Here is a 23,270-nt window from a genome sequence, read left to right on the forward strand (position 1 = left end):
ATGTATATAGAGAAAAATTCGTATAATTGCATTTAATTTATCTAAATAAGACAGAGGAGTTTGGGAATGGAAATACCGGAGTTAAATTTTGATAAAAATGCAACTTAGCAAAAAACAGACCTAAAAATTATTAACTAGGTATTTTATTGGTTTAATTATTTTCTACTTGTATTAATTTGACCTAAAATATTAAGAATGTGAAATTTAATACTTTTTTGTAATAATTCTAAATTATTAGAAAATAATTAAAAATAATCCAATTTTAGTAAAAAATATTTAGTAGAAACGTACTTTTGTCGTATATATATAACTAATAATAACAATCAATTGTGGCATTCTTAAGACCAATTTAATCTGATTAATTTGTAATCATTTTAAAAAAGAATTGAGGTGACATTTAACAATTTTAACGGGTTGGTTAATTGGGTGATTTTCATTTCTGTTACCCACCTATAATATTCAAAAGATATAGAATTATGAGCCTTTATAAGGATTACGTAAACGAAATTGAAGAGAGAAAAGGTCAAGGTTTAAATCCAAAACCAATTGACGGTGCAGAATTATTAAGCGAAATTATCGCTCAAATTAAGGATGTAAATAATGAAGACCGCAAAGAGTCTGTAAAATTTTTCATCTATAACACTTTACCAGGAACTACTCCAGCGGCTGGTGTTAAAGCGAAATTCTTAAAAGAAATTATTTTAGGTGAGGAAGTAGTTGCAGAAATTACTCCAGCTTTCGCTTTTGAGTTATTATCTCACATGAAAGGTGGACCATCTATCGCTGTTTTATTAGACTTAGCATTAGGTAACGATCAAGCCATCGCTACTCAAGCTGCTGAAGTTTTAAAAACACAAGTATTCTTATATGATGCAGATACTGCTCGTTTAAAAGAAGCTTATGAAAACGGAAATGCTGTAGCAAAAGATATTTTAGAAAGTTACGCAAAAGCGGAATTCTTCACTAAATTACCAGAAGTTCCAGAAGAAATTAAAGTGGTAACTTATATCGCTGCAGAAGGTGATATTTCTACTGACTTATTATCTCCAGGTAACCAAGCACACTCTCGTTCTGACCGTGAATTACACGGAAAATGTATGATTTCTCCTGAAGCTCAAGCTGAAATTCGTGCATTACAAGCGCAACACCCAGATGCTTCAGTAATGTTAATCGCTGAAAAAGGAACAATGGGAGTTGGTTCTTCTCGTATGTCAGGGGTAAATAACGTAGCATTATGGACAGGTAAACAAGCTTCTCCATACATTCCTTTCGTTAACATCGCTCCAATTGTAGCAGGTACAAACGGAATTTCTCCAATTTTCTTAACAACTGTTGATGTAACTGGTGGTATCGGTATCGACTTACAAAACTGGGTGAAAAAAGTAGATGAAAACGGTGAAGTTGTTCGTAATGAAGCGGGTGATCCTGTTTTAGAAGAAGTTTATTCTGTAGCAACTGGTACAGTTTTAACAATCAATACAAAAACAAAAAAATTATACAACGGAGATAAAGAATTAAAAGATATTTCTAAATCTTTCACTCCTCAAAAATTAGAGTTTATCAAAGCGGGTGGTTCTTACGCTATCGTATTTGGTAAAAAAATCCAAACTTTCGCAGCTCAAACTTTAGGAATTACTGCTCCAACAGTTTACGCTCCAGCGAAAGAAGTTTCAATCGAAGGTCAAGGGTTAACAGCTGTTGAAAAAATCTTCAATAACAATGCTGTAGGTGTTGCAGAAGGTAAAGTTTTACACGCTGGATCTGACGTTCGTGTGAAAGTAAACATTGTAGGTTCTCAAGATACTACCGGTTTAATGACATCTCAAGAGTTAGAGTCAATGGCTGCTACAGTTATTTCTCCAATTGTTGATGGTGCTTACCAATCAGGATGTCACACGGCATCTGTATGGGACAAAAAAGCGCAAGCGAACATCCCTCGTTTAATGAAATTCATGAACGATTTCGGAGTTATTACAGCGCGTGACCCTAAAGGTGTTTACCACTCAATGACTGACGTTATCCACAAAGTATTAAACGATATTACAGTAGACGAATGGGCTATCATCATCGGTGGTGACTCTCACACACGTATGTCGAAAGGGGTTGCTTTTGGTGCTGACTCTGGTACTGTTGCTTTAGCTTTAGCTACTGGTGAAGCTTCTATGCCAATTCCAGAATCGGTTAAGGTGACGTTCAAAGGAGAAATGAAATCTTACATGGACTTCCGTGACGTAGTACACGCTACTCAAGCGCAAATGTTAAAACAATTTGACGGAGAGAATGTATTCCAAGGACGTATCATCGAGGTTCACATCGGTACTTTATTAGCGGATCAAGCGTTTACATTTACAGACTGGACGGCAGAGATGAAAGCGAAAGCATCAATCTGTATTTCTCAAGACGATACATTAATCCAATCATTAGAAATTGCGAAGTCTCGTATCCAAATCATGATTGATAAAGGTATGGATAACAAAAACCAAGTATTACAAGGTTTAATCGACAAAGCAAACAAACGTATCGAAGAAATCAAAACGGGTGTTAAACCAGCTTTACAACCAGATGCAAATGCAAAATACTATGCTGAAGTTGTGATCGATTTAGATGCTATTAACGAGCCAATGATCGCTGACCCAGACGTAAACAATGCAGATGTTTCTAAACGTTATACACACGATACAATCCGTGAATTATCTTACTACGGTAACGATAAAAATGTAGACTTAGGATTCGTAGGATCTTGTATGGTTCACAAAGATGACTTAAAAATCGTTGCTCAAATGTTGAAAAACGTTGAAGCGGCTAAAGGTGAAGTGAAATTCAACGCTCCATTAGTTGTTGCTGCTCCAACTTACAACATCATCGACGAATTAAAAGCAGAAGGTGACTGGGAAATCTTACAAAAATACTCTGGATTCGAATTCAACGATGCTAATCCTAAAAATACAGCTCGTACAGAATATGAAAACGTATTATACTTAGAGCGTCCTGGATGTAACTTATGTATGGGTAACCAAGAAAAAGCAGAAAAAGGTGATACAGTTTTAGCAACTTCAACTCGTTTATTCCAAGGACGTGTTGTAGAAGATAGAGCAGACAAAAAAGGTGAATCTTTATTAGCTTCTACTCCAGTTGTTGTATTATCTGCAATCTTAGGACGTATCCCTACGATTGAAGAGTACACTCAAGCAGTTGAAGGAATTAAATTAACGAAATTCACTCCAATTTCTTGTCACTAAGAAATAACTTGTAATTTTTACAAATGAGATAAAACTTTGAGAGGTTAACCCAATGGGTTAACCTCTTTTTTTATAGTTCTTTTAATCATAAAAGTAAACATTGTTTTAACATTTGTGGATTATGAAATAATAGAATTAATGAGTAAATTGTATCACTATCAACTAAAAACGAATTTTAAAACAATATTTATGGCATTTGATATTGATATGATTAAAGGTGTCTACGCGAGAATGCAAGATCGTGTAGATGCAGCAAAAACAATCGTTGGACGTCCTTTAACTTATTCAGAAAAGATTTTATATGCGCACTTGTTTGATGGAGCTCCAACACAAGCGTATACTAGAGGTGAATCGTATGTGGATTTTGCGCCAGACCGTGTAGCGATGCAAGATGCAACAGCTCAGATGGCTTTATTGCAATTTATGCAAGCAGGTAAAGCAAAAACAGCGGTTCCTTCAACCGTTCACTGTGATCATTTAATCCAAGCAAAAGTTGGGGCAAAAATCGATTTAAAAGAAGCGATTAATAAATCATCAGAAGTTTTCAATTTCTTAGAATCTGTTTCAAATAAATATGGAATTGGTTTCTGGAAGCCAGGAGCTGGAATTATCCACCAAGTGGTATTGGAAAACTATGCATTCCCTGGAGGAATGATGATTGGTACGGATTCTCATACACCAAATGCAGGGGGACTAGGAATGGTCGCTATCGGAGTTGGTGGAGCAGATGCTGTAGATGTTATGGCAGGGATGGCTTGGGAATTGAAAATGCCGAAATTAATCGGGGTAAAATTAACAGGTAAATTATCGGGTTGGGCTTCACCAAAAGATGTTATCTTAGAAGTTGCTGGTTTATTAACCGTAAAAGGTGGTACAGGTGCAATTGTGGAGTACTTTGGAGAAGGTGCTGAATCTTTATCCGCGACGGGAAAAGGTACCATTTGTAACATGGGGGCTGAAATTGGAGCGACAACTTCGATTTTCGCTTATGATGAGGCTTCAGAACGATATTTACGAGCAACAGATCGTGATGATGTAGCGGATGCTGCAAACCAAATGAAAGCATATTTACGTTCAGATGATGAAGTTTATGCGAACCCATCGGCATTTTATGATCAATTAATTGAAATTAACTTATCCGAATTAGAACCTCGTTTAAATGGTCCATTTACACCGGATTTAATGACTCCAGTATCGAAAATGAAAGATACAGCTGCGGCGAATGGATGGCCGTTAGATGTGGAGTGGGGATTGATCGGGTCTTGTACCAACTCTTCATATGAAGATTTGTCTCGTGCAGCTTCAATCGCTCAACAAGCTATTGATAAAGGTTTAGAAACAAAAGCTTCATTCGGAATTAATCCAGGTTCTGAGGTGGTTCGTTATACCGCAGATCGCGATGGTTTCTTAAAAACGTTTGAAGACTTAAATGCAGTTATCTTTACGAATGCTTGTGGTCCTTGTATTGGTCAATGGGATCGTGAAGGAGCAGATAAAGAAGAAAAAAATACAATTGTTCACTCATTCAACCGAAACTTCAAAAAACGTGCAGACGGTAACCCGAATACTTATGCGTTTGTAACTTCTCCAGAAATGGTTGCGGCAATTGCAATTGCTGGTCGTTTAGACTTTAATCCAATAACGGATAAATTAATCAACAAGAATGGGGAAGAAGTGATGCTGGATCCTCCAAAAGGAGACGAATTACCTTCAAATGGATATGCTTTTGAAGATAATGGGTACCAGGCGCCAGTAGAAGATGGTTCTGCTGTAGAAGTGGTGGTTAATCCTAATTCTGAGCGTTTACAATTGTTAGAAGGTTTTAAGCCTTGGAATGGTCAAAACATCACAGGAGCTAAATTGTTGATTAAAGCATTTGGAAAATGTACAACCGATCATATTTCAATGGCTGGACCATGGTTACGTTTCCGCGGGCATTTAGATAATATTGCCAACAATACGTTAATTGGGGCAGTGAATGCATTTAATCAGGAAGTTAACTTGGTTAAAAATCAATTAACTGGAGAATATGGGCCAGTTCCAGATACGGCGCGTGCTTATAAAGCGGCAGGAGTTCCTTCTGTCATTGTGGGAGATGAAAACTACGGGGAAGGTTCTTCGCGTGAACATGCAGCAATGCAGCCACGTCATTTAGGCTCGGTAGCTGTATTGGTACGCTCTTTTGCGCGTATTCATGAAACCAATTTAAAGAAACAAGGAATGTTAGCTTTAACGTTCGCAGATAAATCGGATTACGATAAAGTGCAAGAAGATGATACCATTAACTTTGTGGATTTGACAGAATTTGCACCAGGTAAACCATTGACAATCGAACTTGTTCATGCAGATGGTTCTACCGATCGAATTTTAGCAAATCATACGTATAATGATGCTCAAATTGAATGGTTTAAAGCAGGTTCAGCATTAAACCTAATTAAAGCGCAAGGCGCATAATCATGATGAGAAATAAAAAAAGCCGATGCATCGCATCGGCTTTTTTGCTTCTATACATAGAAGCAAAAAAAAATCTCAATCGAAACGATTGAGATTTTAAGCAGTGGTGCCTCCAGGAATCGAACCAGGGACACAAGGATTTTCAGTCCTTTGCTCTACCAACTGAGCTAAGGCACCGCCTTAATTGTGATGCAAATATAGAACGAAAATCCAAACCTCCAAATCTTTTTTTGAAGTTTTTTATTTCGTTTGATTTAACCCTTTGAAAATCTGAATCTTTAAAATAAAAATATTTTTATATCATTTTCAATTTTTGAGCAAAAAAAAATCTCAATCGAAAGGATTGAGATTTTAAGCAGTGGTGCCTCCAGGAATCGAACCAGGGACACAAGGATTTTCAGTCCTTTGCTCTACCAACTGAGCTAAGGCACCGCCTTAATGGTGATGCAAATATAGAACGAAAATTCAAACCTCCAAATCTTTTTTGAATTAAATCTGCTTCAAAATAGGAAAATCCACACAAAATTTCCATATTTTAAAAATTAATAGACTTTTAACAACTCATTTTTGCTCTGTAATTTTATAATTTAACAACAAATCATCATATTTGTGCCTTAGAATTCTATATAAGTTCATATGAAATGGATTATTTGTAGTCTTGCTCTTATTGGGGCAACGACAATTCAAGCCCAAACAGTTTCTGTATCTCCGTATTCTTCGTTAGGAATTGGAGAACAATTATATAATAATAACGCAGAAATTGGTGGTATGGGTGGAATATCGACTGTCCCAACCAACCCTTACGGACAAAACGCTAATTTCTCTAACCCAGCAGCGAATAGAAATATTCGTATGACGAACTTTAACGTGAGTGTTAGAGGGGATAATAGTACATTTGAATCAGGTTCGGATAAAGTTTCGACGGGAAGTTTCAAACTTTCGAACATTTCCTTAGCATTTCCAATGACAAAGAAAAGTACATTCGGAATGGGGTTTCAGCCGTATAGTGCTTTAGGATATAACATTACCAATACAGGGGTAGGAGAAAACGCAAACCAAACGTCTGCCATGGAAGGTAAAGGAGCGATTAACTCGTTACACGCCTTCTACAACTACAACATTACCAACGGATTCTCTTTAGCTTTACGTGCAAACTACTTATTCGGGAAGTTAGAAACGAGTGAAAAGGTTTCGATCGAAGGTGCGAGTTTGTTAACCGATTATAGTACAAAAGCCAATTATCGTGGCGTTCAATTTACTTTAGGATCAATGTATCAACAAAAGATTGGTAAAAACAATAACCTTTACATTGGTGCCTACTATACGTTGGGATCTAACTTAACGACAGATTTAAATGAAATGACGTCGACGTATACGTTTTTAGGGACAGATAAAGCATCGTTAGATACGATTAGTTTAAAACGTGATGCAGAAGCAAAAACAAAATTACCTCATACTTTTGCAATTGGGGCATCTTATACAAAAGATAATGCATGGGCCATTTCAGGAGAAGCGAAGTTTAATACTTGGTCTGATTTTGAAAAACCATCTTTATCTCCAGTATCTACCGTAGCATCAAATACGGAATATAAAAATAACGTGTATTTGGCCGTTGGTGGATATTGGATTCCTGACTTTAACAGTTACAAAAGTTATTTTAACCGTGTGATTTATCGTGCAGGTTTATATTATGAATCAGCTCCATATGCGTTATACGGGTCAGATATTAACCGTTATGGTGTAACAATCGGTGCCGGATTGCCTGTTGGAAAAACAAACGATGGGACAATGCTGAATGTAGCATTAGAATATGGACAAAGAGGAACAACAAGTAATGGTTTAATTAAAGATGACTATTTAGGCGTTAAAGTTGGATTCGACTTAAACGATATTTGGTTTAGAAAACGTGTAATTGATTAATGATTGTTAATCAAAAAAATAAAAGAATGAATATCAGTGTGATAAATAATGGTTGGAAGTGTTTAAAAGGAATAACACTAATGCTATCATTATTTGTTACACTTTTTTCGTGTAATAGAGAAGTACCTGTTGTCAGAAAAGATATGAAGACCAACTTTCCGAATAGGAGTTTGATTGACGCTAATATCATTTTTAAGGACTCAGGTAAAGTCACGATGAATCTCCGTTCTCCATTAATTGAGGAATACAGTTTAATTGACACCCCTTATACCCTTTTTAGAAAAGGGTTAGAATTGGACTTTTATGAAAAAGGCGCTGAAAAACCTGGTTTTTTTAAAGCCGATTGGGGAAAATTAAGTGATAAAACGGGGATTTATGAAGGTCGTGGAAATGTAGTCATTGTAACGGATGAAGGAGATTCGGTTAAATCTGAACAATTGTTCTGGGACAAAAACAAAAAACTAATCTATAGCACAAAATTAGTAGAACTAATCGGTAAAGACGGAAGTAAAATAACGGCTAAAAACGGAATAGAAGCCGCAGATGATTTACAAGAATATACGCTTTTTAATAACGAAGGGTATATTTTAATGAAAGAAGAACAAAAATTGTAAAAAATAATTTACAATAAACCTCATTCTTCTACTTTCTTCTGTTTTATTATTCAATGTATTGTCGTATTTTCGCCACCTATTATCGTATATAAATTAACATAAGAATGGCAATTTTAGGAGAAATTCGTAAGAAAACCTGGTTGATTTTCGTAGTGATCGGAGTGGCGATGCTTGCATTCGTTGCAGGTGACCTTTTCGGTGAAAACTCGAAAATTAAACAATTATTCACAGGAGATCCTAACCAAGTGGGAAGCATCAATGGTGAAAGTATTGGGATTAACGAGTACATGTCTCAAAGAGAATCTGTACAAAATATGTTACAGCAACAGGGACAAAGTGTATCTGAAAACCAATTAGCTCAACAAACTTGGTCAAGTTTAGTGAGTCAAAAAGTATTAAAACAACATGCAGAAAAATTAGGATTAGAAGTTTCTGAAGATGAGTTTTGGAGTTATGTTGCTCAACAGTTTGGAATGAAATCTCCAGCAGAGGCAAAACAACAAATTAATCAGTTAGAACAAGCAGCAGCTGCGGATCCAAACATGATGCAAAACTATAAAGGTTGGTTACAAACTGCAGAACAGATTAAGTTAGAGATCTTATCTCGTAAATACTTAAGCTATGTAATGGCTGGTACAGCTGTAACAGGTAAAGAAGCTGATTTACAACAAACATACAATGGTTCTAATGCAACAATTGATTATGCTTTTGTAGATTACAAAACATTATCCAATAAATTGGGATTAAAAATTTCGGATGAGGATATTAATGCTTATACTTCAAAATTCCCAAAACGTTTTGAAGCTAATGGATTAGTAAAAGTTGCGTATGCGTATTTTCCAGCGAAAGCATCTGCTCAAGATGAGCAAGTGGCTTTAGCAAACATTAAAAAATACTTAACGCAGCAAATTATTCACGACGAAGTAAATAATGTAACGGATACTATTGAAGCATTTGGATCTGCGAAAAATGATTCGATTTATGTTGCTTCGAATTCAGATCAACCATTTATTTCTAACTATTTCTCAAGAGAAGATTTAGCAAAAGCGAATTTAACGCCTGAAATTTTAGAATTCTTTAAAACGGCACAAGTGGGACAAATTGGTGGACCTTACAAAGTAGGTGATACTTACCAATTGTATAAAATCTCAAAATCTAAAGAGGTAAAAGATTCGGTAAATACCAATACCGTTTACCAAATTGCAAACATTGTAAAACGTATCGATCCATCGAAAGCGACAACAGATAAAGCGTTTAAAGATGCACGTAACTTCGTTCAAGCCGTAGAAGGAAAATCAGTAAACGATTTCACAGCGTTAGCGAAAAAATCAAATTTTGTTTCTGGTGTTTCAGAATCAATCGAGCGTTTTGCGCCAGGAATTGCTCAAGAATTACCAGCAGATCAAACCGATAAAATTTTAGCTTGGGCATTCGATAAGAAAACACAAGCTGGAGCAACGAACTTATTCACTTCAGAGAATGGAGACTACATTGTCGTACATTTAAATTCTCGTTTTGATAAAGGGTTAGCGCATCCATCAGTTGTAAGACAATTTGTAGAGCCGATCTTATTACAAGAAAAAGTAACGGCTGCTGTAAATGAAAAAATTGCCACAGGAGGAATTGATGCTTTTATCAAACAATTTGGTGGTAAAAAAGCGACTGCCATGGTTAATTTTGGAAACAATAATATCCAAGGTGTAGGATTAGAGCCACGCGTAGTAGGTGCAGCATTTGGGGTTAAACCAAATACTTCATCGAAAGCAATTGCAGGAAATGCAGGGGTATTCTACATTGTTCCTAAAACACAAAATATTCCTACAGGACAAAAAGGAAATATGTTATTAGAAAACTTAAACCGTCAATTAAAAGGACAAGTTTCTCAAACATTATTACCTTCTTTAATTCAAGCGGCTGATATCAAAGACAACCGCGATCGAGTAATTAATTAATTGCTATTTCGATATAGATAAAAAGCCCGAATCATCGATTCGGGCTTTTTTTATGGAATTTTTTATGTTATTATAATTTCGGAATAGAATCGATTAATTCTTTTGTATAGGCTGTAGTAGGATGGGCATATACTTGATCAGCATCGTCTAATTCTTTTAAAACCCCATGTTGCATGACCAATAACTGATCACTCATGTATTTCACAACGGCTAAATCGTGTGAAATAAAGATATAGGTAAAGCCAAATTCGGTTTTAAGATCATTTAAAAGGTTTAGAACTTGTGCTTGAACCGAAACATCTAAAGCAGAAACGGATTCGTCACAGATGATGAATTGAGGTTTTAAGGCCAAGGCACGTGCAATGCCGATGCGTTGACGTTGACCTCCAGAAAATTCATGGGGATATTTGTTTAAATCAGCAGCGGATAACCCCACTTTCTCGAGTAAAGATTCTGCTGTCGCTAATCGTTCTTTTTTAGTCGTACCAATTCCATGGATCCCCATGGGTTCGGTGATAATTTGAGCTATGGTATGACGAGGATTTAAGCTCGAATAAGGATCTTGAAAAATAATCTGGATTTCCCGACGCAATTGACGAACCTCTTCTTTTTTTAGTTGAGTAATATCTTTTCCTCGAAAGAAAATCTCTCCTGAAGTAGGCTGTTCTAATAACAATACGGTACGGGATAAGGTGGTTTTTCCTGAACCTGATTCCCCTACCAATCCTAATGTTTCTCCGGGATAAACTTTAAAGGAAATATCATCTACCGCTTTTACATTCGGTGTTTTCGCTGATCCAAAGAGAGAAGAAGGATAAAAATATTTTTTTAAATTTCGAACTTCTAATATTGGTTCTTGCTGATAAATCGATTGATGAAAAGCTTTTCGTTCGTCATCCGTATAAATTTCTGACTGATGATTGGGATTTTCTAAAAAATCGTTGACTGTCGGAAGTCGCTTGTATCGCTCGTCCAAACGTGGTCGACAAGCGATTAAACCTTTGGTATAATTTTCTTTGGGAGCATTAAAAATGGATTCAACATGCCCTTGTTCAACGACATCTCCTCGAAACATCACCAAAACTTCTTCACATACATTGGCAATAACGCCCAAATCGTGAGAAATGAATATCATACTCATTTGGTGTGTCGTTTGTAATTCTTTTAAAAGATCAAGGGTAGCTTTTTGTACCGTTACATCCAATGCCGTTGTAGGTTCATCCGCAATTAATAACTTAGGTTCGCAGGCAATTGCCATAGCAATCATCACACGTTGCTTCTGTCCACCAGATAATTCATGAGGGTACGCTTTATAGACCCGTTCCGGTTGTGGAAGTTTAACCTGTTCAAAAAGGGAAATTACTTTTTGTTTGGCCGCTGATCTCGACAGTTTTTGATGCAATGCAATCGATTCTTCCACTTGTTCACCACATCGCAAACTGGGATTAAGCGAAGTCATCGGTTCTTGGAAAATCATGGCTATATCATTTCCTCTAATTGTACGAAGCTCATCCGTTTTCAATTGTAATAAATCGATGGTCTTGTTTTGATACTGAAAAAGAATTTCGCTACCAGGATGAATCGTCGCTTGAGGAGATAATAATCCCATGATGGCTAAGGAAGTAATTGATTTTCCTGATCCAGATTCTCCAACAATTCCTAACGTTTCACCTTGTTTTAAGTTAAAATTTACCGCGTTCAGTACTTGGCGATCGCCAAAAGAAACACTCAAATTCTTCACTTGTATCATCCAAGGTTCCTCTGTTTTTGATGTGTGCATGTCAATAATTTGAATGCTGAAATTTACTGAAAATTTATGGATTGGATAAGATGAATCAAATTTGAAAATTGAATCTAAAAATTTTATAATTTTGTAACGAAACAAAAATCGAAATAATTTGAAAAAAAAGAATTAAATTAGAGATAATGTTTCACCAGCCTAAAAAATTGAAACGTGCTGGTTTTTATAATTTAACCAATGGATACATACTCCCAGATTTCGACATTGTTTTTAGTTGCTAATCACAATGTCGCCGATGAAATTTCAATAGCAAAATTATTGCTAACAATTTTCCTTGTCTTTTTAAATGGATTTTTCGTAGCCGCGGAATTTGCCATTGTAAAGGTAAGATCTTCCCAAATTGAAGTGAGCCAGGATATTAATGCTGGTGTATCGAATGTTGCCAAATCGATCGTAAACAATCTTGATGCTTATCTTGCTGCAACGCAGTTGGGTATTACTTTAGCCTCTTTAGGTTTAGGATGGGTTGGTGAATCATCTTTAATGCCAGTAATCGTCAAATTATTTGATGTTTTAGGTTTAACTGGTCCACAATGGGTAGCATTTGCTCAAAACTTCTCATTCATTATTGCTTTCGTTATCATTACCATTTTACACATTGTTTTTGGTGAATTAGCTCCTAAATCCTTAGCAATTCAATACCCTACCAAAACAACGTTTACAGTGGCATGGCCATTACGCATTTTTTATTTCGTCTTCAGACCAGTGATTTGGTTAATGAACGGATTGGCCAATATGATTTTACGAGTAATTGGGGTAAAACCAATTCATGGTGGTGAAATTCACTCTGAGGAGGAACTTAAGATGATTATTTCAGAAAGTTCTGATGGTGGAGCGATTGAAGAATCAGAGCGTGATTTGATTCAAAATGTATTTGAATTTGATGATCGCCGTGTGATTAATATCCAAACATTGCGTAAGAATATTTCAGCGATTAATGTAACCACTTCTGTTAAGGAGGCCATTGATTATGCCATCGAAGAAGGATATTCACGTTATCCTGTTTATGAAGAGTCGTTAGATAATATCATTGGTATTTTATATACAAAGGATTTGATGAAACAATTGATGGCAAATCCAAATCAACAAGATATTCGTGGACTATTGCGTGAACCTTTATTTATTTCAGAAAGTGCAATGATTAAGCACGTACTGAAACAATTCCAAAAGAAACGTGTTCAAATGGCTGTGGTAACCAATGAAGTAGGGGAAGTCGCAGGAATTGTTTCGATGGAGGATATTCTAGAAGAATTGGTAGGAGAAATCCAAGATGAATATGATAATGAAGATCCAATTGTAGAACGTATTGATAAAGGAATTTATCTTGTAAATGCGCACAATACCATCTCTGATATCAACCGCTTATTGCCTTACAAATTCGAAGAATCAGAGCATTATGATACGCTTGCAGGTCTTATCGCAGAAATCTGTTATGACCGTGAGTTAGAAGTCGAAGATGTTATTGAAATTGCAGACTATACGGGGATAGTGAAGAAGATGTACCGTAATTCGGTAGAAAAAATTCTTCTAACCATCCATGATGGAATTGAAATTGAAGAAGAACTTGAAGAAGAAAACTAATCATAGAAAAGCCTCCCATTGGGAGGCTTTTTTTTATAGATCTTCTTTTCGCATTAAAATCGATTCATAACGCATCTTCCGAAATACATTGATTAGTGTCACCACATCCTTTTCACAATAGGCTTTAATGCGTTCGATATTGTTTTCATCATAATATACTTTAGCGACCTGAGAACCATCGATATCATCTTTTGGCGTTTCAATCTCAAATATATTGGCCAATAAATCCAATGAAGTATAATGTTTATAATCACCAAATTTCCACAATTCCATCGTGTCCAAATGCGGAACTTCCCATGGTTTTTTTCCGAACAATTGAAGGATTCTTGGAATTTCAATTTGATGAATCATCATACGACGGGCGATATAAGGGAAGTCAAATTCTTTTCCATTATGTGCACAAAGCAAATGATCGGGCTTGAAATAGTTTTCAACTAACATTTGATTGAAATCGCGTAAAATTTTCGCTTCATCATGACCGTAAAAGCTCTTCATGTGGATATAATTTTCATTGACCACGATACCACATGAGATGCATACTATTTTTCCGAATTCAGCCATGATTCCTGCACGCTCGTGATAGAAATCTTCCGGTGAGATTTCATCATTGTTGCGTTGGAAAGCGGTTTTCTTCGCCCAGAGTTCTTGGGTGCGTTCACTCAACAAATTCCAGTCATCAGTTTGTGGAACTGTTTCAATGTCGAGGAATAATATTTTTTTATACGGGATTTGAGTTAACATTTTAATTAAGTTTTTGATTTACTCGTACTGCTTCATCTACTAAGCGATACACATCTCCATCTGGAATAGGGTTGGTTTGGGGTTGATCGTTGTGCGTCTTACCTGTTCGTACCACCACCATTTGAAGAGATGGAATAACAATAATTCGTTGTCCCAAGTGACCTAGTAATGCATAAAAAGGAGTTTTGTAAGAAGGATCCATCCAAATGGAATGTCCGTAGATTGGAACTTCATTGGGCTGAAATGCTTTTGCATTCGGTGTAATCATTTGGTGGACAAATGCTGAATCTAAAATTTGTTGATCATACCATTTACCACCATTTAAAAGCAATTGTCCCAATTTAGCAAAATCACGTGCTGTTGAGTTGAAACAACAATAGGTTTTTTCCATCCCATCTGCTCGATCTTTCGACCATTGAGCATCAAATTCCATGCCCATGGGTTGCCAAATTGTTTCTTGTGCATATTGGGCAATGGATTTATTTTTTAAAGCTCTTTTCAATACAATGCCTAACAATTGGGTATCCCCAGATGAATATTTAAAATGACCTCCTGGAGCTGATATAAATTGTCTTTTGAGCATTTGCCCTTCGACATCATCACCGTAGTACGCTTTTGCGGTCGGATTTAATGGAAAGTAATAATTTTCTTCCCAATCATAACCCGAGGTCATTGCTGACAAATCACGAACTGTGGCTTGTTTTCCATATTCATCATCTTTAAACTCAGGAATAAAATCGGTCAATTTTTGATCAAAACTTTTGATGTAACCATCTTCTATGGCTTTTCCTATTAACATTGTAAGAATCGATTTTGCCATAGAAAAAGAATTGGTTAACGAAGCTTCCTGATAATGGTGATAATATTTTTCAATCAGAAGTTGACCATCTTTTATAAGGATATACCCTGCTGTACCAAAATCCACTAATTCTTTCTCGAAGGTGGCATCAATTTCAATGGTATTATAGAAAGGGTGCGGTGTCCATTGTCGTGGAGTTCCTGCCAAGATGACATTATTATCAAAATCTTTATAATCATCGATATTGGCTGTTTTTTCGCCTTTGAGATACGTCAGTTGTACTCCTCGAATGATATAGTCGTTTCCTGTAAAATACAGAGCGAGAAGTAATAATGCGATAATTATTAAAAACCATTTGATGATTTTCCAAAGTCTTTTCATAGCAATTGTTCTTGTGGATTTACTAATTTAAACTATTCGTATTAAATAATGTTAAATTTTTCTCCGTTCGGTCTTATATTTGTTAGAATTAATTTAATTTTAAACAAATTAATAATCTAAAAAAAATAAAATATTATGGCTTTTGAATTACCACAATTACCATATGCAATTGATGCATTAGAACCACACATTGATGCTAAAACAATGGAAATCCACCACGGAAAACACCATGCAGCATATACGACAAACTTAAATGCAGCAATCGAAGGTACAGATTTAGCTGATGCAACAATCGAAGAGATTTTAGCAAAAGGTACAGATAAACCAGCGGTACGTAACAATGGTGGAGGTTTTTACAACCACAACTTATTCTGGGAAACATTAGCTCCAAATGCAGGAGGAAACCCAACAGGAGAATTAGCAGAAGCAATCGATGCTGCTTTCGGATCATTCGAAGCATTCAAAGATGAATTCTCTAAAGCTGCTGCAACTCGTTTCGGATCAGGATGGGCTTGGTTAGTTGTTGTTGATGGTAAATTAGTAGTGACTTCTACTCCAAACCAAGACAACCCATTAATGCCAGTTGCTGATGTACAAGGTCAACCAATTTTAGGTTTAGATGTTTGGGAGCACGCTTACTACTTAAACTACCAAAACCGTCGTCCAGACTACATCAACGCTTTCTTTAATGTGGTTAACTGGGAAAAAGTTGCTGAATTATACGCTGCAGCTAAATAATTAAACAAGATTTATTCAAATATCTGTTAAGACTTGCTTGGAAAAGCAAGTCTTTTTTTATTTTTGGGCTATGGGAATTATTATTTTAGAAAATATTAAAATCTATTCGAATCACGGGTGTTTGGACGAAGAAGCACGCATTGGATCAGATTATTTGGTGGATTTAGAGGCACATGCTGATTTTAGTAAAGCGTGTGAGTCGGATGAATTGGTTGATGCCTTAGATTATGTCACGTTAAATAATATCGTGAAAGAGGAGGTGGGGATCCGTTCAAAATTATTAGAACATGTGTGTAAAAGGGTCTTAGATCGTATAGGTCAAGAACTTACCACGGTAACTTATGCCAAAATTAAATTATCTAAGGTAAATCCCCCTATTGGCGGGCATGTAGAAAAAGTAAGTATTATTTTAGAAAAACATTTTTAGGCTTTGTTTTTTTAAAATTATTATTATATTTGCAAACCAAAATGATGGAAATGGTTCCTTGACCGAGAGGCTAGGTAGCGGTCTGCAAAACCGTCCACAGCGGTTCGAATCCGCTAGGAACCTCCAAATTTTCAACCCTCTAATCGAAAGATTAGAGGGTTTTTTAATGGTCTTCTCTCATGGTCCGAATCCTTAATATTTCGTGATACAGAAGAGTTAACCTTCCGGATAAATTCATTTTTTTGTACTTTTAAATAAGCAAGTACGTTAATTCAAAAACTTACGTTCTGGAATGTTTCGGCTTAATGGAAGTTGTTAATCACTTCGCCTTGTACTTCAAAAAGAATTTTTATTTGCTACTTCTATAGCGCTTCTATGCCGCCTCTATGTCGCCTTTATATCGCCTCTGTAACGGGTTTAAAGTACCTTTGTTTCGCATTAATCCCGCTTTCGAAAGGAGGTATTTCTTATGATTCTAAGTATATTCAGTAGGTTATCGTCATCTATAAAGTACATGTTCCCTTAATTAAACAATAATTTTAGGTAGATAATTCGACCAAGTTGTGCATATATGCATTTCTTTGGGGTAGAATAGGATGGTTCAGAAAATCGGTATAGAATAGGGGTACTACTGCTAAATTTTCCAGCACTGATCGGAGGAAAAAAGTATAAAGAAGCTCCTTTTAAAACTTTTCATATTAATCTTTATCTTTGTCAAAGTTTGATGATTCAATTACAGATCAATGGCAGAAGAAAAACAATATATCGAGAAAGAGGTAAATTATAAAGGGTTTACAAAAACATTTAAAGTAGAAGTTAAGCCTATCCCACCTTTTGATCCTAACTATATCAGCGAAGAAGCATATGAAAAGCTGAAAAAAGACTATATCGAAGAAGCGAAAAATCGATTAGCCGACGAAAAAATCCTTTGGGTTTTTGGAATTGAACAAGAGTTACAGAAATAAATGATGCGAAAGTCGAGATTTGATCTCGACTTTCTTTTTTTCACGACACAAGTAGGCGTTTTAGTGAATTATATTTGAATAGAAATCATGAGGATCCGTGATGATGAACGAATCTTATTTTTAATCCTTCAGGAAAAATATTTCCTTCATTCTTCACTGTTCATTTTCGATGATCCCCTTCAAAAAAATAATTCCTAAAACCTATTTTATGATAGACATTACAAAGAAAAATTTTGCCATTCGACAAATTATGAGCCGCTACATTGATTGTGAATTTAGTTCTGTAATCGTAACCATTGATGAAGAAAAAGTGTTTGAAGACGTCAAATCACTTTATCCTGAAGAACAATTTGTAGACGAAATAGATGAAACGTTCGAAGCGATAGGTGAAGTCAGCCTTTCGGGGGTGTTAAATTTATATTACGACCCCGATTATCGTTTTATATTAACGTTACTTTATCAACCGTCCCAAGCGGTATATGGTTTAACCTTGAGAAAATAAAAAATCCGATAACTTGTATAAATTATCGGATGCCTTTTATTGTTTTGGTTGTTGCTGTTGTGTTTCTGCACGTAATTGTTCCATACGATTACGCTCTTCTTCCGACAATTGGTTGGTTAATTCTTCCTTTACGTCGTCTAAGATTTTTTGATACTCTTTAGGGTTTGCAAAGTAATATTTATAACTCCCTTCAAACTGTTGATACGTCATCTCTTGTTCTTGAAAAATATACAATGTATTCTTCGCAATATCTAAAATTTGATTTCCAGATTGTGATGGAACACTATTGATCATTTGTTGACTCTTGTATATTTCGACCAATACATCGACCATTTCCGATTTACTTAATAAATCATCAGGTTTTTCGATGTAAGGGCGATTACATGCCGTTAATCCCAAACAAATGATACAGATGTAAATTAACTTTCTCATAGTTTACCAAACATATTTCTTAAGCGAAGCGAAATAACGCCAAATACTGCTTCACCAATGATATCCGAACTGATTTTCGACTCTCCTAAGGTGCGATCAGTAAAAATAATAGGAACCTCTTGAATTTTAAATTTCTTGATCCACGATTTGTACTTCATTTCAATTTGAAATCCATAGCCTTTAAATTTGATTTCATCTAAACCTAATGTTTTTAAAACTTCCGCTTTATATCCCACAAAACCAGCTGTCGCATCATGGACCGGTAAATTGGTAATGATACGAACATATTTAGAGGCGAAATAGGACAACAAAACACGTTCCATTGGCCAATTGACCACATTGACACCTTTGCAATAACGTGATCCTACAGACACATCTGCTCCTTGTACCAGTGCTTCATACAATTTTGGCAAATCATTCGGGTTATGCGAAAAATCGGCATCCATTTCAAAAATGTATTGGTAATCGTGGGCTAAAGCCCATTTAAAGCCATGAACATATGCACGACCTAAACCATCTTTTGTTGTACGAACTTCAAGATGTAATCGACCGTTGCTTGTAGGAATTAAGCGTTTGATAATCTCACCTGTTCCATCAGGAGAACTATCATCTACAATTAAGATATCAAATGCACCATCTACCGCTAGAACCGCTTGAATAATCGCTTCTATATTTTCTTTTTCGTTATATGTCGGGATGATGACCAATTTGTCTGACATAAATATCAATTTGAAGGTGTAAAGATAGTTATTAGATTAATAGTGTTTTGTATTTTTGAAAAAGATTATGAAAGCAACAGATTTAATTAGCATTGCTCGAAACCCGGAAACCAACGATATAGTGTTATTTATTCTTATCGTTTGTTTATTAATTGTTTGTGCAACAAAATATTTATTTGCTAAAAACTTTAAGACTTTAAAGAACAAAACGGAGTATTTAAGTTTTACAGATGATAATACCACCATTTTTAGTTTTATTATCAATATTTTGATGATCGTACTGGTCAGTACGCTAATTGTATCGCACTTTGATGTGAAGATTGCGAATTATAATCTTTCTTTACCATTACGAATTATTGCTTGTTTTGTGATTATTTCAGCAATTATGATGGTAAAACTATTCATTGAAATGGCTTATTTCAAAGTTTTTTACAAAGAAAGTTCCATCTCATTTTTCATGAAAAGTTCCAGCTATGTCAATGCACGTAATGTTATTATTTTATTGACGAGTGGATTTCTTTATTTTTATTCGGAATTACCGGCAGAATACATCATGTTTTTCTGGTTTGGAGTATTATGCATTAACCGAATATGGGAAATTTATTTCAGATATTCGAATCAAATTACAAATAATAAGTCTATTTGGTATTACAATATTTTGTACCTTTGCACCCTAGAAATTTTGCCAATTATGGTATTAGCAAAACTGCTTATTTTTGGTAAAGTAATCTAATAATTACTATGAAAGTTAAATCGATATTAGTATCACAGCCTAAGCCACAAGTTGATAATTCTCCATATTTTGAAATTGAGAAACGTCACAAAATTAAAATTGATTTCCGTCCTTTTATTCAAGTAGTAGGAGTTGATGGTAAAGAAGTAAGACAGCAAAAAATCGATTTTCAGAAAGTTACTGCAGTTATTTTTACAAGTCGTAACGCCATTGACCACTTTTTCCGTATTGCTGAAGAATTAAGAATTCAGATTCCAGATACGATGAAGTATTTTTGTGAATCAGAAGCGATTGCTTTCTACTTACAAAAATATATCGTTTATAGAAAGCGTAAAGTGTATATTGGAGAGAAAGTATTCTCTGACATGGTTCCTTTGTTTAAGAAGCATAAAGACGAGAAATTCTTATTACCTGCATCTGACGTTTTAAAAGCGGATGTTCCTGCTTTATTGGACAGTTTAAAATTGGACTGGCAAGTAGCCACTTTATTCCGTACAGTTTCGAGTGATTTATCGGATTTAGAAGACGTAAAATATGATATTTTAGTTTTCTTTACACCTTCTGGTATCAAATCGTTATTTGAGAATTTCCCAGATTTCGTACAAGATAATACTCGTATCGCAGTGTTTGGACCAACAACTGTGAAAGCTGCCAAAGAGATGGGGTTACGCATTGATATCGAAGTTCCTACAAAAGAAACGCCTTCGATGACAATGGCATTAGATAAATATGTAAAAGAAGTAAATAAGTCAAAATAGATTATTTATTTTTTTATCCTATCTCTAAATGGTATAAATTTATAGCATAAACACTATTTAGAAGATGGAAAAAAAATGGCAAATAAAAGAGCAACCTTTACCAGAAGTGGTGGAGGAGGTAAGAAACACGTTAAATGTTTCTGAAAGCATTGCTATTTTATTAGCTCAACGAGGAATTACTGATTTTGATACTGCAAAATCATTCTTCAACCCATCACTAGAAGAACTTCATGACCCATTTAAAATGAAAGATATGGATGTTGCTGTATCTCGAATAAAATGGGCTATCGATAACGAAGAAAAGATTTTAATCTTTGGAGATTATGATGTAGATGGAACGACAGCAGTCACGTTAATGTACGAATTTCTGTCGTCCATCTATCCTCATGTCTCTTACTACATTCCTGATCGTAACAACGAAGGTTACGGAATTTCTTACCAAAGTATTGATTACGCCATCGCTCAGAATATTTCCCTTGTTATTGCATTAGACTGTGGAATAAAAGCGCATGAGCAAATTGATTATGCCAATTCAAAGAATATTGATTTTATCATTTGTGATCACCACTTACCCGATAAATCTATTCCGAATGCTTATGCCGTATTAGATCCCAAGCGTAAAGGTTGTCATTATCCCTATAAAGAATTAAGTGGATGTGGAGTTGGTTTTAAATTGGTACAAGCTTATATCAAGCAGTTTCAACTTTCTTCTGAAATTATCGATTCTTTATTGGATCTTGTTGCGGTAAGTATTGCCGCAGATATCGTTCCCATAACGGGAGAAAATCGAATCTTAGCTTATTCGGGTCTAAAGCGATTAAATACTACGCCCCGCATGGGATTTGATCAAATGATTCCGACCAATATCAAAGGAAATGTAACCATTTCGAATGTCGTGTTTTCAATCGCACCAAAGATAAATGCTGCTGGACGTATTAAACATGGCTCGGAGGCCGTTCGATTTATGTTGAGTAAAAATGTTGAAGATTGTAAAAAGTATTTGGCAGATATCAATACCTTGAATAATGAGCGTAAAAAATTAGATCTCGAAATTACAGAACAAGCGTTGGAACAATTGAAAGGAATTGATCAAAGTAAAACATTTTCAACCATTGTATATCATCCTGAATGGAACAAAGGCGTAATTGGAATTGTGGCTTCACGATTGGTGGATATGTATTATAAGCCAACGTTGGTGTTTACAAAAAACAATGAAGGAGAATTAGTAGCTTCGGCACGTTCGGTTCAAGAATATGATATGTATCAAGCCATTGAAAAAAATGCACACTTGTTGACGCAATTTGGTGGACATATGGCAGCGGCCGGATTAGCGCTGAAAGAAGAAAATTTTGAAGCTTTTAAACAAGCCTTTGAGCAAACTGTAAAACAAGAAAATAACGATAGTCATTTCCATCCAGTGTTGGAAATTGACAAGGAAATTTCGTTCAATGATATTTCGAAATCTTTTTTAGAAACGTTAATGCGAATGGCTCCATTTGGACCTGAAAATATGACACCTGTTTTCTTATCTACGAATTTAATTGCAACCGATTTTCGTTTAGTAGGGAAAGAACACGCACGTTTATATGTGCATCAAAAAAATACCCGATCGACTTTTGCTGCCATTGGATTTAAGTTAGGGAAATTTGGTAAAAAGCTACAAGAAGGATGTGCTTTCGATATGGTGTATACCATTGGGATGAATTATTGGCAAGGCAAAGGAACTTGGCAATTGAATATTAAAGATATCCGATTCAGAGAATAAAAAAGACTTTCAACATCCATTGAAAGTCTTTTTTTATATTTTCTGATGAAGAATGATATTTTAGCCTTGAAATCCTTCAACGACTAAAACCATTTCACCTTTTAAATTTCGCTTTTCTGCAATTTCTGCTAATTCGCTTAACGTTCCGCGAAGGGTTTCTTCAAATTTCTTCGAAATTTCACGCGACAAGCTGGCTCTTCTTTCATTTCCGAAGGTTTCTGCTAAATCCTTTAGTGTACGACCAATTTTATGAGGCGATTCATAGAAGACCATCGTTTTCTTTTCTTCTACTAAACTCTCTAATTTTGTTTTACGCCCTTTTTTTACAGGGAGAAAGCCAATAAACGTAAATTCATTATTTGGTAATCCTGATACAACCAATGCCGGAACAAATGCTGTAGCTCCTGGTAAACATTCAATGGTGATGTTATGCGCCACACATTCTTTCGCTAATAAATAACCAGGATCCGATATTCCAGGGGTACCTGCATCAGTAATAATGGAGATGATTTGTCCATCTTTCAATTGGCGAATAATATCTTCTGTTGCTTGATGTTCATTATGCATATGATAACTGCGCATTGGAGTTTCAATCTCATAATGTTTCAATAAGATTCCACTGTTGCGTGTATCTTCAGCTAGAACAACATCAGACTCTTTTAGAATTTCAACTGCTCTAAAAGTCATATCCTTTAAATTTCCAATTGGTGTAGGAACCAAATATAATTTACCACTCATAGCGCAAAGAT

19 protein-coding genes and 3 tRNA genes are annotated in these 23,270 nt (G+C 35.4%); 14 read left to right on the plus strand and 8 right to left on the minus strand.

The window, feature by feature from the left end; genetic code table 11:
- The first annotated feature begins 476 nt into the window (after positions 1 to 476).
- Together AC1QSP_RS10705 and AC1QSP_RS10710 are read left to right on the plus strand one after the other, a co-directional pair.
- On the plus strand, positions 477 to 3,239 hold the full coding sequence (locus AC1QSP_RS10705) for a bifunctional aconitate hydratase 2/2-methylisocitrate dehydratase (RefSeq protein ID WP_484078683.1): 2,763 nt from the start codon (positions 477 to 479) through the stop codon (positions 3,237 to 3,239).
- A gap of 189 nt (positions 3,240 to 3,428) precedes the next feature.
- Positions 3,429 to 5,693 (plus strand): aconitate hydratase, encoded by a 2,265-nt coding sequence (locus AC1QSP_RS10710; RefSeq protein WP_484078684.1) that lies wholly within the window; start codon positions 3,429 to 3,431, stop codon positions 5,691 to 5,693.
- Between the two features lie 104 nt (positions 5,694 to 5,797).
- Here the strand turns inward: AC1QSP_RS10710 and AC1QSP_RS10715 are convergent.
- Positions 5,798 to 5,870 (minus strand) — tRNA-Phe (locus AC1QSP_RS10715).
- Positions 5,871 to 6,052: 182 nt separating this feature from the next.
- Positions 6,053 to 6,125 (minus strand) — tRNA-Phe (locus tag AC1QSP_RS10720).
- A 204-nt stretch (positions 6,126 to 6,329) separates the two neighbouring features.
- Here AC1QSP_RS10720 and bamG point away from each other — a divergent pair.
- From bamG to AC1QSP_RS10735, 3 genes are all read left to right on the plus strand, one after another.
- Positions 6,330 to 7,613 (plus strand): BamG family beta-barrel-assembly machinery protein, encoded by a 1,284-nt coding sequence (bamG, locus tag AC1QSP_RS10725; RefSeq protein WP_484078685.1) that lies wholly within the window; start codon positions 6,330 to 6,332, stop codon positions 7,611 to 7,613.
- An 80-nt stretch (positions 7,614 to 7,693) separates the two neighbouring features.
- Positions 7,694 to 8,227, plus strand: coding sequence for an LPS export ABC transporter periplasmic protein LptC (gene lptC / locus AC1QSP_RS10730; RefSeq protein ID WP_484078686.1), 534 nt, complete (start codon positions 7,694 to 7,696; stop codon positions 8,225 to 8,227).
- A 104-nt stretch (positions 8,228 to 8,331) separates the two neighbouring features.
- Complete coding sequence (locus AC1QSP_RS10735) at positions 8,332 to 10,179, plus strand: SurA N-terminal domain-containing protein (protein ID WP_484078687.1); 1,848 nt, start codon at positions 8,332 to 8,334, stop codon at positions 10,177 to 10,179.
- Positions 10,180 to 10,249: 70 nt separating this feature from the next.
- Here the strand turns inward: AC1QSP_RS10735 and AC1QSP_RS10740 are convergent, their stop codons facing one another.
- A complete protein-coding gene (locus tag AC1QSP_RS10740; protein WP_484078688.1) occupies positions 10,250 to 11,959 on the minus strand; it encodes an ABC transporter ATP-binding protein in 1,710 nt (569 codons plus the stop codon).
- A 198-nt stretch (positions 11,960 to 12,157) separates the two neighbouring features.
- Here AC1QSP_RS10740 and AC1QSP_RS10745 point away from each other — a divergent pair, with 198 nt between their 5' ends.
- The gene (locus AC1QSP_RS10745) at positions 12,158 to 13,561 is read left to right on the plus strand and encodes a hemolysin family protein (RefSeq protein ID WP_484078689.1); all 1,404 of its coding nucleotides are present in this window, start codon (positions 12,158 to 12,160) and stop codon (positions 13,559 to 13,561) included.
- A 33-nt stretch (positions 13,562 to 13,594) separates the two neighbouring features.
- On the opposite strand, the gene AC1QSP_RS10750 is transcribed toward AC1QSP_RS10745, so the two are convergent.
- Both AC1QSP_RS10750 and AC1QSP_RS10755 read right to left on the minus strand, forming a co-directional pair.
- On the minus strand, positions 13,595 to 14,302 hold the full coding sequence (locus AC1QSP_RS10750) for a 3'-5' exonuclease (protein ID WP_484078690.1): 708 nt from the start codon (positions 14,300 to 14,302) through the stop codon (positions 13,595 to 13,597).
- Position 14,303: 1 nt separating this feature from the next.
- On the minus strand, positions 14,304 to 15,482 hold the full coding sequence (locus tag AC1QSP_RS10755; RefSeq protein ID WP_484078691.1) for a serine hydrolase domain-containing protein: 1,179 nt from the start codon (positions 15,480 to 15,482) through the stop codon (positions 14,304 to 14,306).
- Positions 15,483 to 15,617: 135 nt separating this feature from the next.
- Here AC1QSP_RS10755 and AC1QSP_RS10760 point away from each other — a divergent pair, with 135 nt between their 5' ends.
- The 5 genes from AC1QSP_RS10760 to AC1QSP_RS10780 all read left to right on the plus strand — a co-directional run bounded on the left by AC1QSP_RS10760 (position 15,618) and on the right by AC1QSP_RS10780 (position 18,114).
- Positions 15,618 to 16,220 (plus strand): superoxide dismutase, encoded by a 603-nt coding sequence (locus tag AC1QSP_RS10760; RefSeq protein WP_484078692.1) that lies wholly within the window; start codon positions 15,618 to 15,620, stop codon positions 16,218 to 16,220.
- A gap of 70 nt (positions 16,221 to 16,290) precedes the next feature.
- Positions 16,291 to 16,647: a dihydroneopterin aldolase gene (gene folB / locus AC1QSP_RS10765; protein ID WP_322971297.1), complete on the plus strand. Its 357-nt coding sequence runs from the start codon at positions 16,291 to 16,293 to the stop codon at positions 16,645 to 16,647.
- Positions 16,648 to 16,699: 52 nt separating this feature from the next.
- Positions 16,700 to 16,773, plus strand: a tRNA-Cys gene (locus AC1QSP_RS10770).
- Positions 16,774 to 17,390: 617 nt separating this feature from the next.
- Positions 17,391 to 17,612, plus strand: a complete 222-nt coding sequence (locus AC1QSP_RS10775; RefSeq protein WP_322971296.1) for a hypothetical protein — start codon at positions 17,391 to 17,393, stop codon at positions 17,610 to 17,612.
- 208 nt (positions 17,613 to 17,820) lie between these two features.
- Positions 17,821 to 18,114, plus strand: coding sequence for a hypothetical protein (locus tag AC1QSP_RS10780; protein WP_484078693.1), 294 nt, complete (start codon positions 17,821 to 17,823; stop codon positions 18,112 to 18,114).
- Between the two features lie 36 nt (positions 18,115 to 18,150).
- Here the strand turns inward: AC1QSP_RS10780 and AC1QSP_RS10785 are convergent, their stop codons facing one another.
- The gene (locus AC1QSP_RS10785; protein ID WP_322971294.1) at positions 18,151 to 18,546 is read right to left on the minus strand and encodes a DUF4296 domain-containing protein; all 396 of its coding nucleotides are present in this window, start codon (positions 18,544 to 18,546) and stop codon (positions 18,151 to 18,153) included.
- Positions 18,543 to 19,265, minus strand: a complete 723-nt coding sequence (locus AC1QSP_RS10790) for a polyprenol monophosphomannose synthase (protein WP_484078694.1) — start codon at positions 19,263 to 19,265, stop codon at positions 18,543 to 18,545. Before AC1QSP_RS10790 ends, AC1QSP_RS10785 begins: the two co-directional genes overlap by 4 nt.
- A gap of 67 nt (positions 19,266 to 19,332) precedes the next feature.
- Between AC1QSP_RS10790 and AC1QSP_RS10795 the strand changes: the two genes are divergently transcribed.
- The 3 genes from AC1QSP_RS10795 (at position 19,333) to recJ (ending at position 22,521) form a co-directional block, all read left to right on the plus strand.
- Positions 19,333 to 19,998, plus strand: a complete 666-nt coding sequence (locus AC1QSP_RS10795) for a DUF4271 domain-containing protein (protein WP_484078695.1) — start codon at positions 19,333 to 19,335, stop codon at positions 19,996 to 19,998.
- A gap of 8 nt (positions 19,999 to 20,006) precedes the next feature.
- The gene (locus tag AC1QSP_RS10800; RefSeq protein WP_322971291.1) at positions 20,007 to 20,756 is read left to right on the plus strand and encodes a uroporphyrinogen-III synthase; all 750 of its coding nucleotides are present in this window, start codon (positions 20,007 to 20,009) and stop codon (positions 20,754 to 20,756) included.
- A 64-nt stretch (positions 20,757 to 20,820) separates the two neighbouring features.
- Complete coding sequence (recJ, locus tag AC1QSP_RS10805) at positions 20,821 to 22,521, plus strand: single-stranded-DNA-specific exonuclease RecJ (protein ID WP_484078696.1); 1,701 nt, start codon at positions 20,821 to 20,823, stop codon at positions 22,519 to 22,521.
- A gap of 60 nt (positions 22,522 to 22,581) precedes the next feature.
- Here the strand turns inward: recJ and rsmI are convergent, their stop codons facing one another.
- Positions 22,582 to 23,259, minus strand: coding sequence for a 16S rRNA (cytidine(1402)-2'-O)-methyltransferase (rsmI, locus tag AC1QSP_RS10810; RefSeq protein ID WP_484078697.1), 678 nt, complete (start codon positions 23,257 to 23,259; stop codon positions 22,582 to 22,584).
- Positions 23,260 to 23,270: the final 11 nt, after the last annotated feature.

This window comes from Faecalibacter sp., from assembly GCF_057177045.1.

Coding starts and splice junctions, on each gene's coding strand:
- AC1QSP_RS10735 (WP_484078687.1), top strand. CDS start 8,332: ATGGCAATTTTAGGAGAAATTCGTAAGAAAACCTGGTTGATTTTCGTA.
- AC1QSP_RS10740 (WP_484078688.1), bottom strand. CDS start 11,959: ATGCACACATCAAAAACAGAGGAACCTTGGATGATACAAGTGAAGAAT.
- AC1QSP_RS10710 (WP_484078684.1), top strand. CDS start 3,429: ATGGCATTTGATATTGATATGATTAAAGGTGTCTACGCGAGAATGCAA.
- AC1QSP_RS10780 (WP_484078693.1), top strand. CDS start 17,821: ATGATAGACATTACAAAGAAAAATTTTGCCATTCGACAAATTATGAGC.
- lptC (WP_484078686.1), top strand. CDS start 7,694: ATGCTATCATTATTTGTTACACTTTTTTCGTGTAATAGAGAAGTACCT.
- AC1QSP_RS10745 (WP_484078689.1), top strand. CDS start 12,158: ATGGATACATACTCCCAGATTTCGACATTGTTTTTAGTTGCTAATCAC.
- AC1QSP_RS10760 (WP_484078692.1), top strand. CDS start 15,618: ATGGCTTTTGAATTACCACAATTACCATATGCAATTGATGCATTAGAA.
- AC1QSP_RS10775 (WP_322971296.1), top strand. CDS start 17,391: ATGGCAGAAGAAAAACAATATATCGAGAAAGAGGTAAATTATAAAGGG.
- AC1QSP_RS10705 (WP_484078683.1), top strand. CDS start 477: ATGAGCCTTTATAAGGATTACGTAAACGAAATTGAAGAGAGAAAAGGT.
- folB (WP_322971297.1), top strand. CDS start 16,291: ATGGGAATTATTATTTTAGAAAATATTAAAATCTATTCGAATCACGGG.
- AC1QSP_RS10800 (WP_322971291.1), top strand. CDS start 20,007: ATGAAAGTTAAATCGATATTAGTATCACAGCCTAAGCCACAAGTTGAT.
- AC1QSP_RS10755 (WP_484078691.1), bottom strand. CDS start 15,482: ATGAAAAGACTTTGGAAAATCATCAAATGGTTTTTAATAATTATCGCA.
- AC1QSP_RS10790 (WP_484078694.1), bottom strand. CDS start 19,265: ATGTCAGACAAATTGGTCATCATCCCGACATATAACGAAAAAGAAAAT.
- bamG (WP_484078685.1), top strand. CDS start 6,330: ATGAAATGGATTATTTGTAGTCTTGCTCTTATTGGGGCAACGACAATT.
- AC1QSP_RS10785 (WP_322971294.1), bottom strand. CDS start 18,546: ATGAGAAAGTTAATTTACATCTGTATCATTTGTTTGGGATTAACGGCA.
- recJ (WP_484078696.1), top strand. CDS start 20,821: ATGGAAAAAAAATGGCAAATAAAAGAGCAACCTTTACCAGAAGTGGTG.
- rsmI (WP_484078697.1), bottom strand. CDS start 23,259: ATGAGTGGTAAATTATATTTGGTTCCTACACCAATTGGAAATTTAAAG.
- AC1QSP_RS10750 (WP_484078690.1), bottom strand. CDS start 14,302: ATGTTAACTCAAATCCCGTATAAAAAAATATTATTCCTCGACATTGAA.
- AC1QSP_RS10795 (WP_484078695.1), top strand. CDS start 19,333: ATGAAAGCAACAGATTTAATTAGCATTGCTCGAAACCCGGAAACCAAC.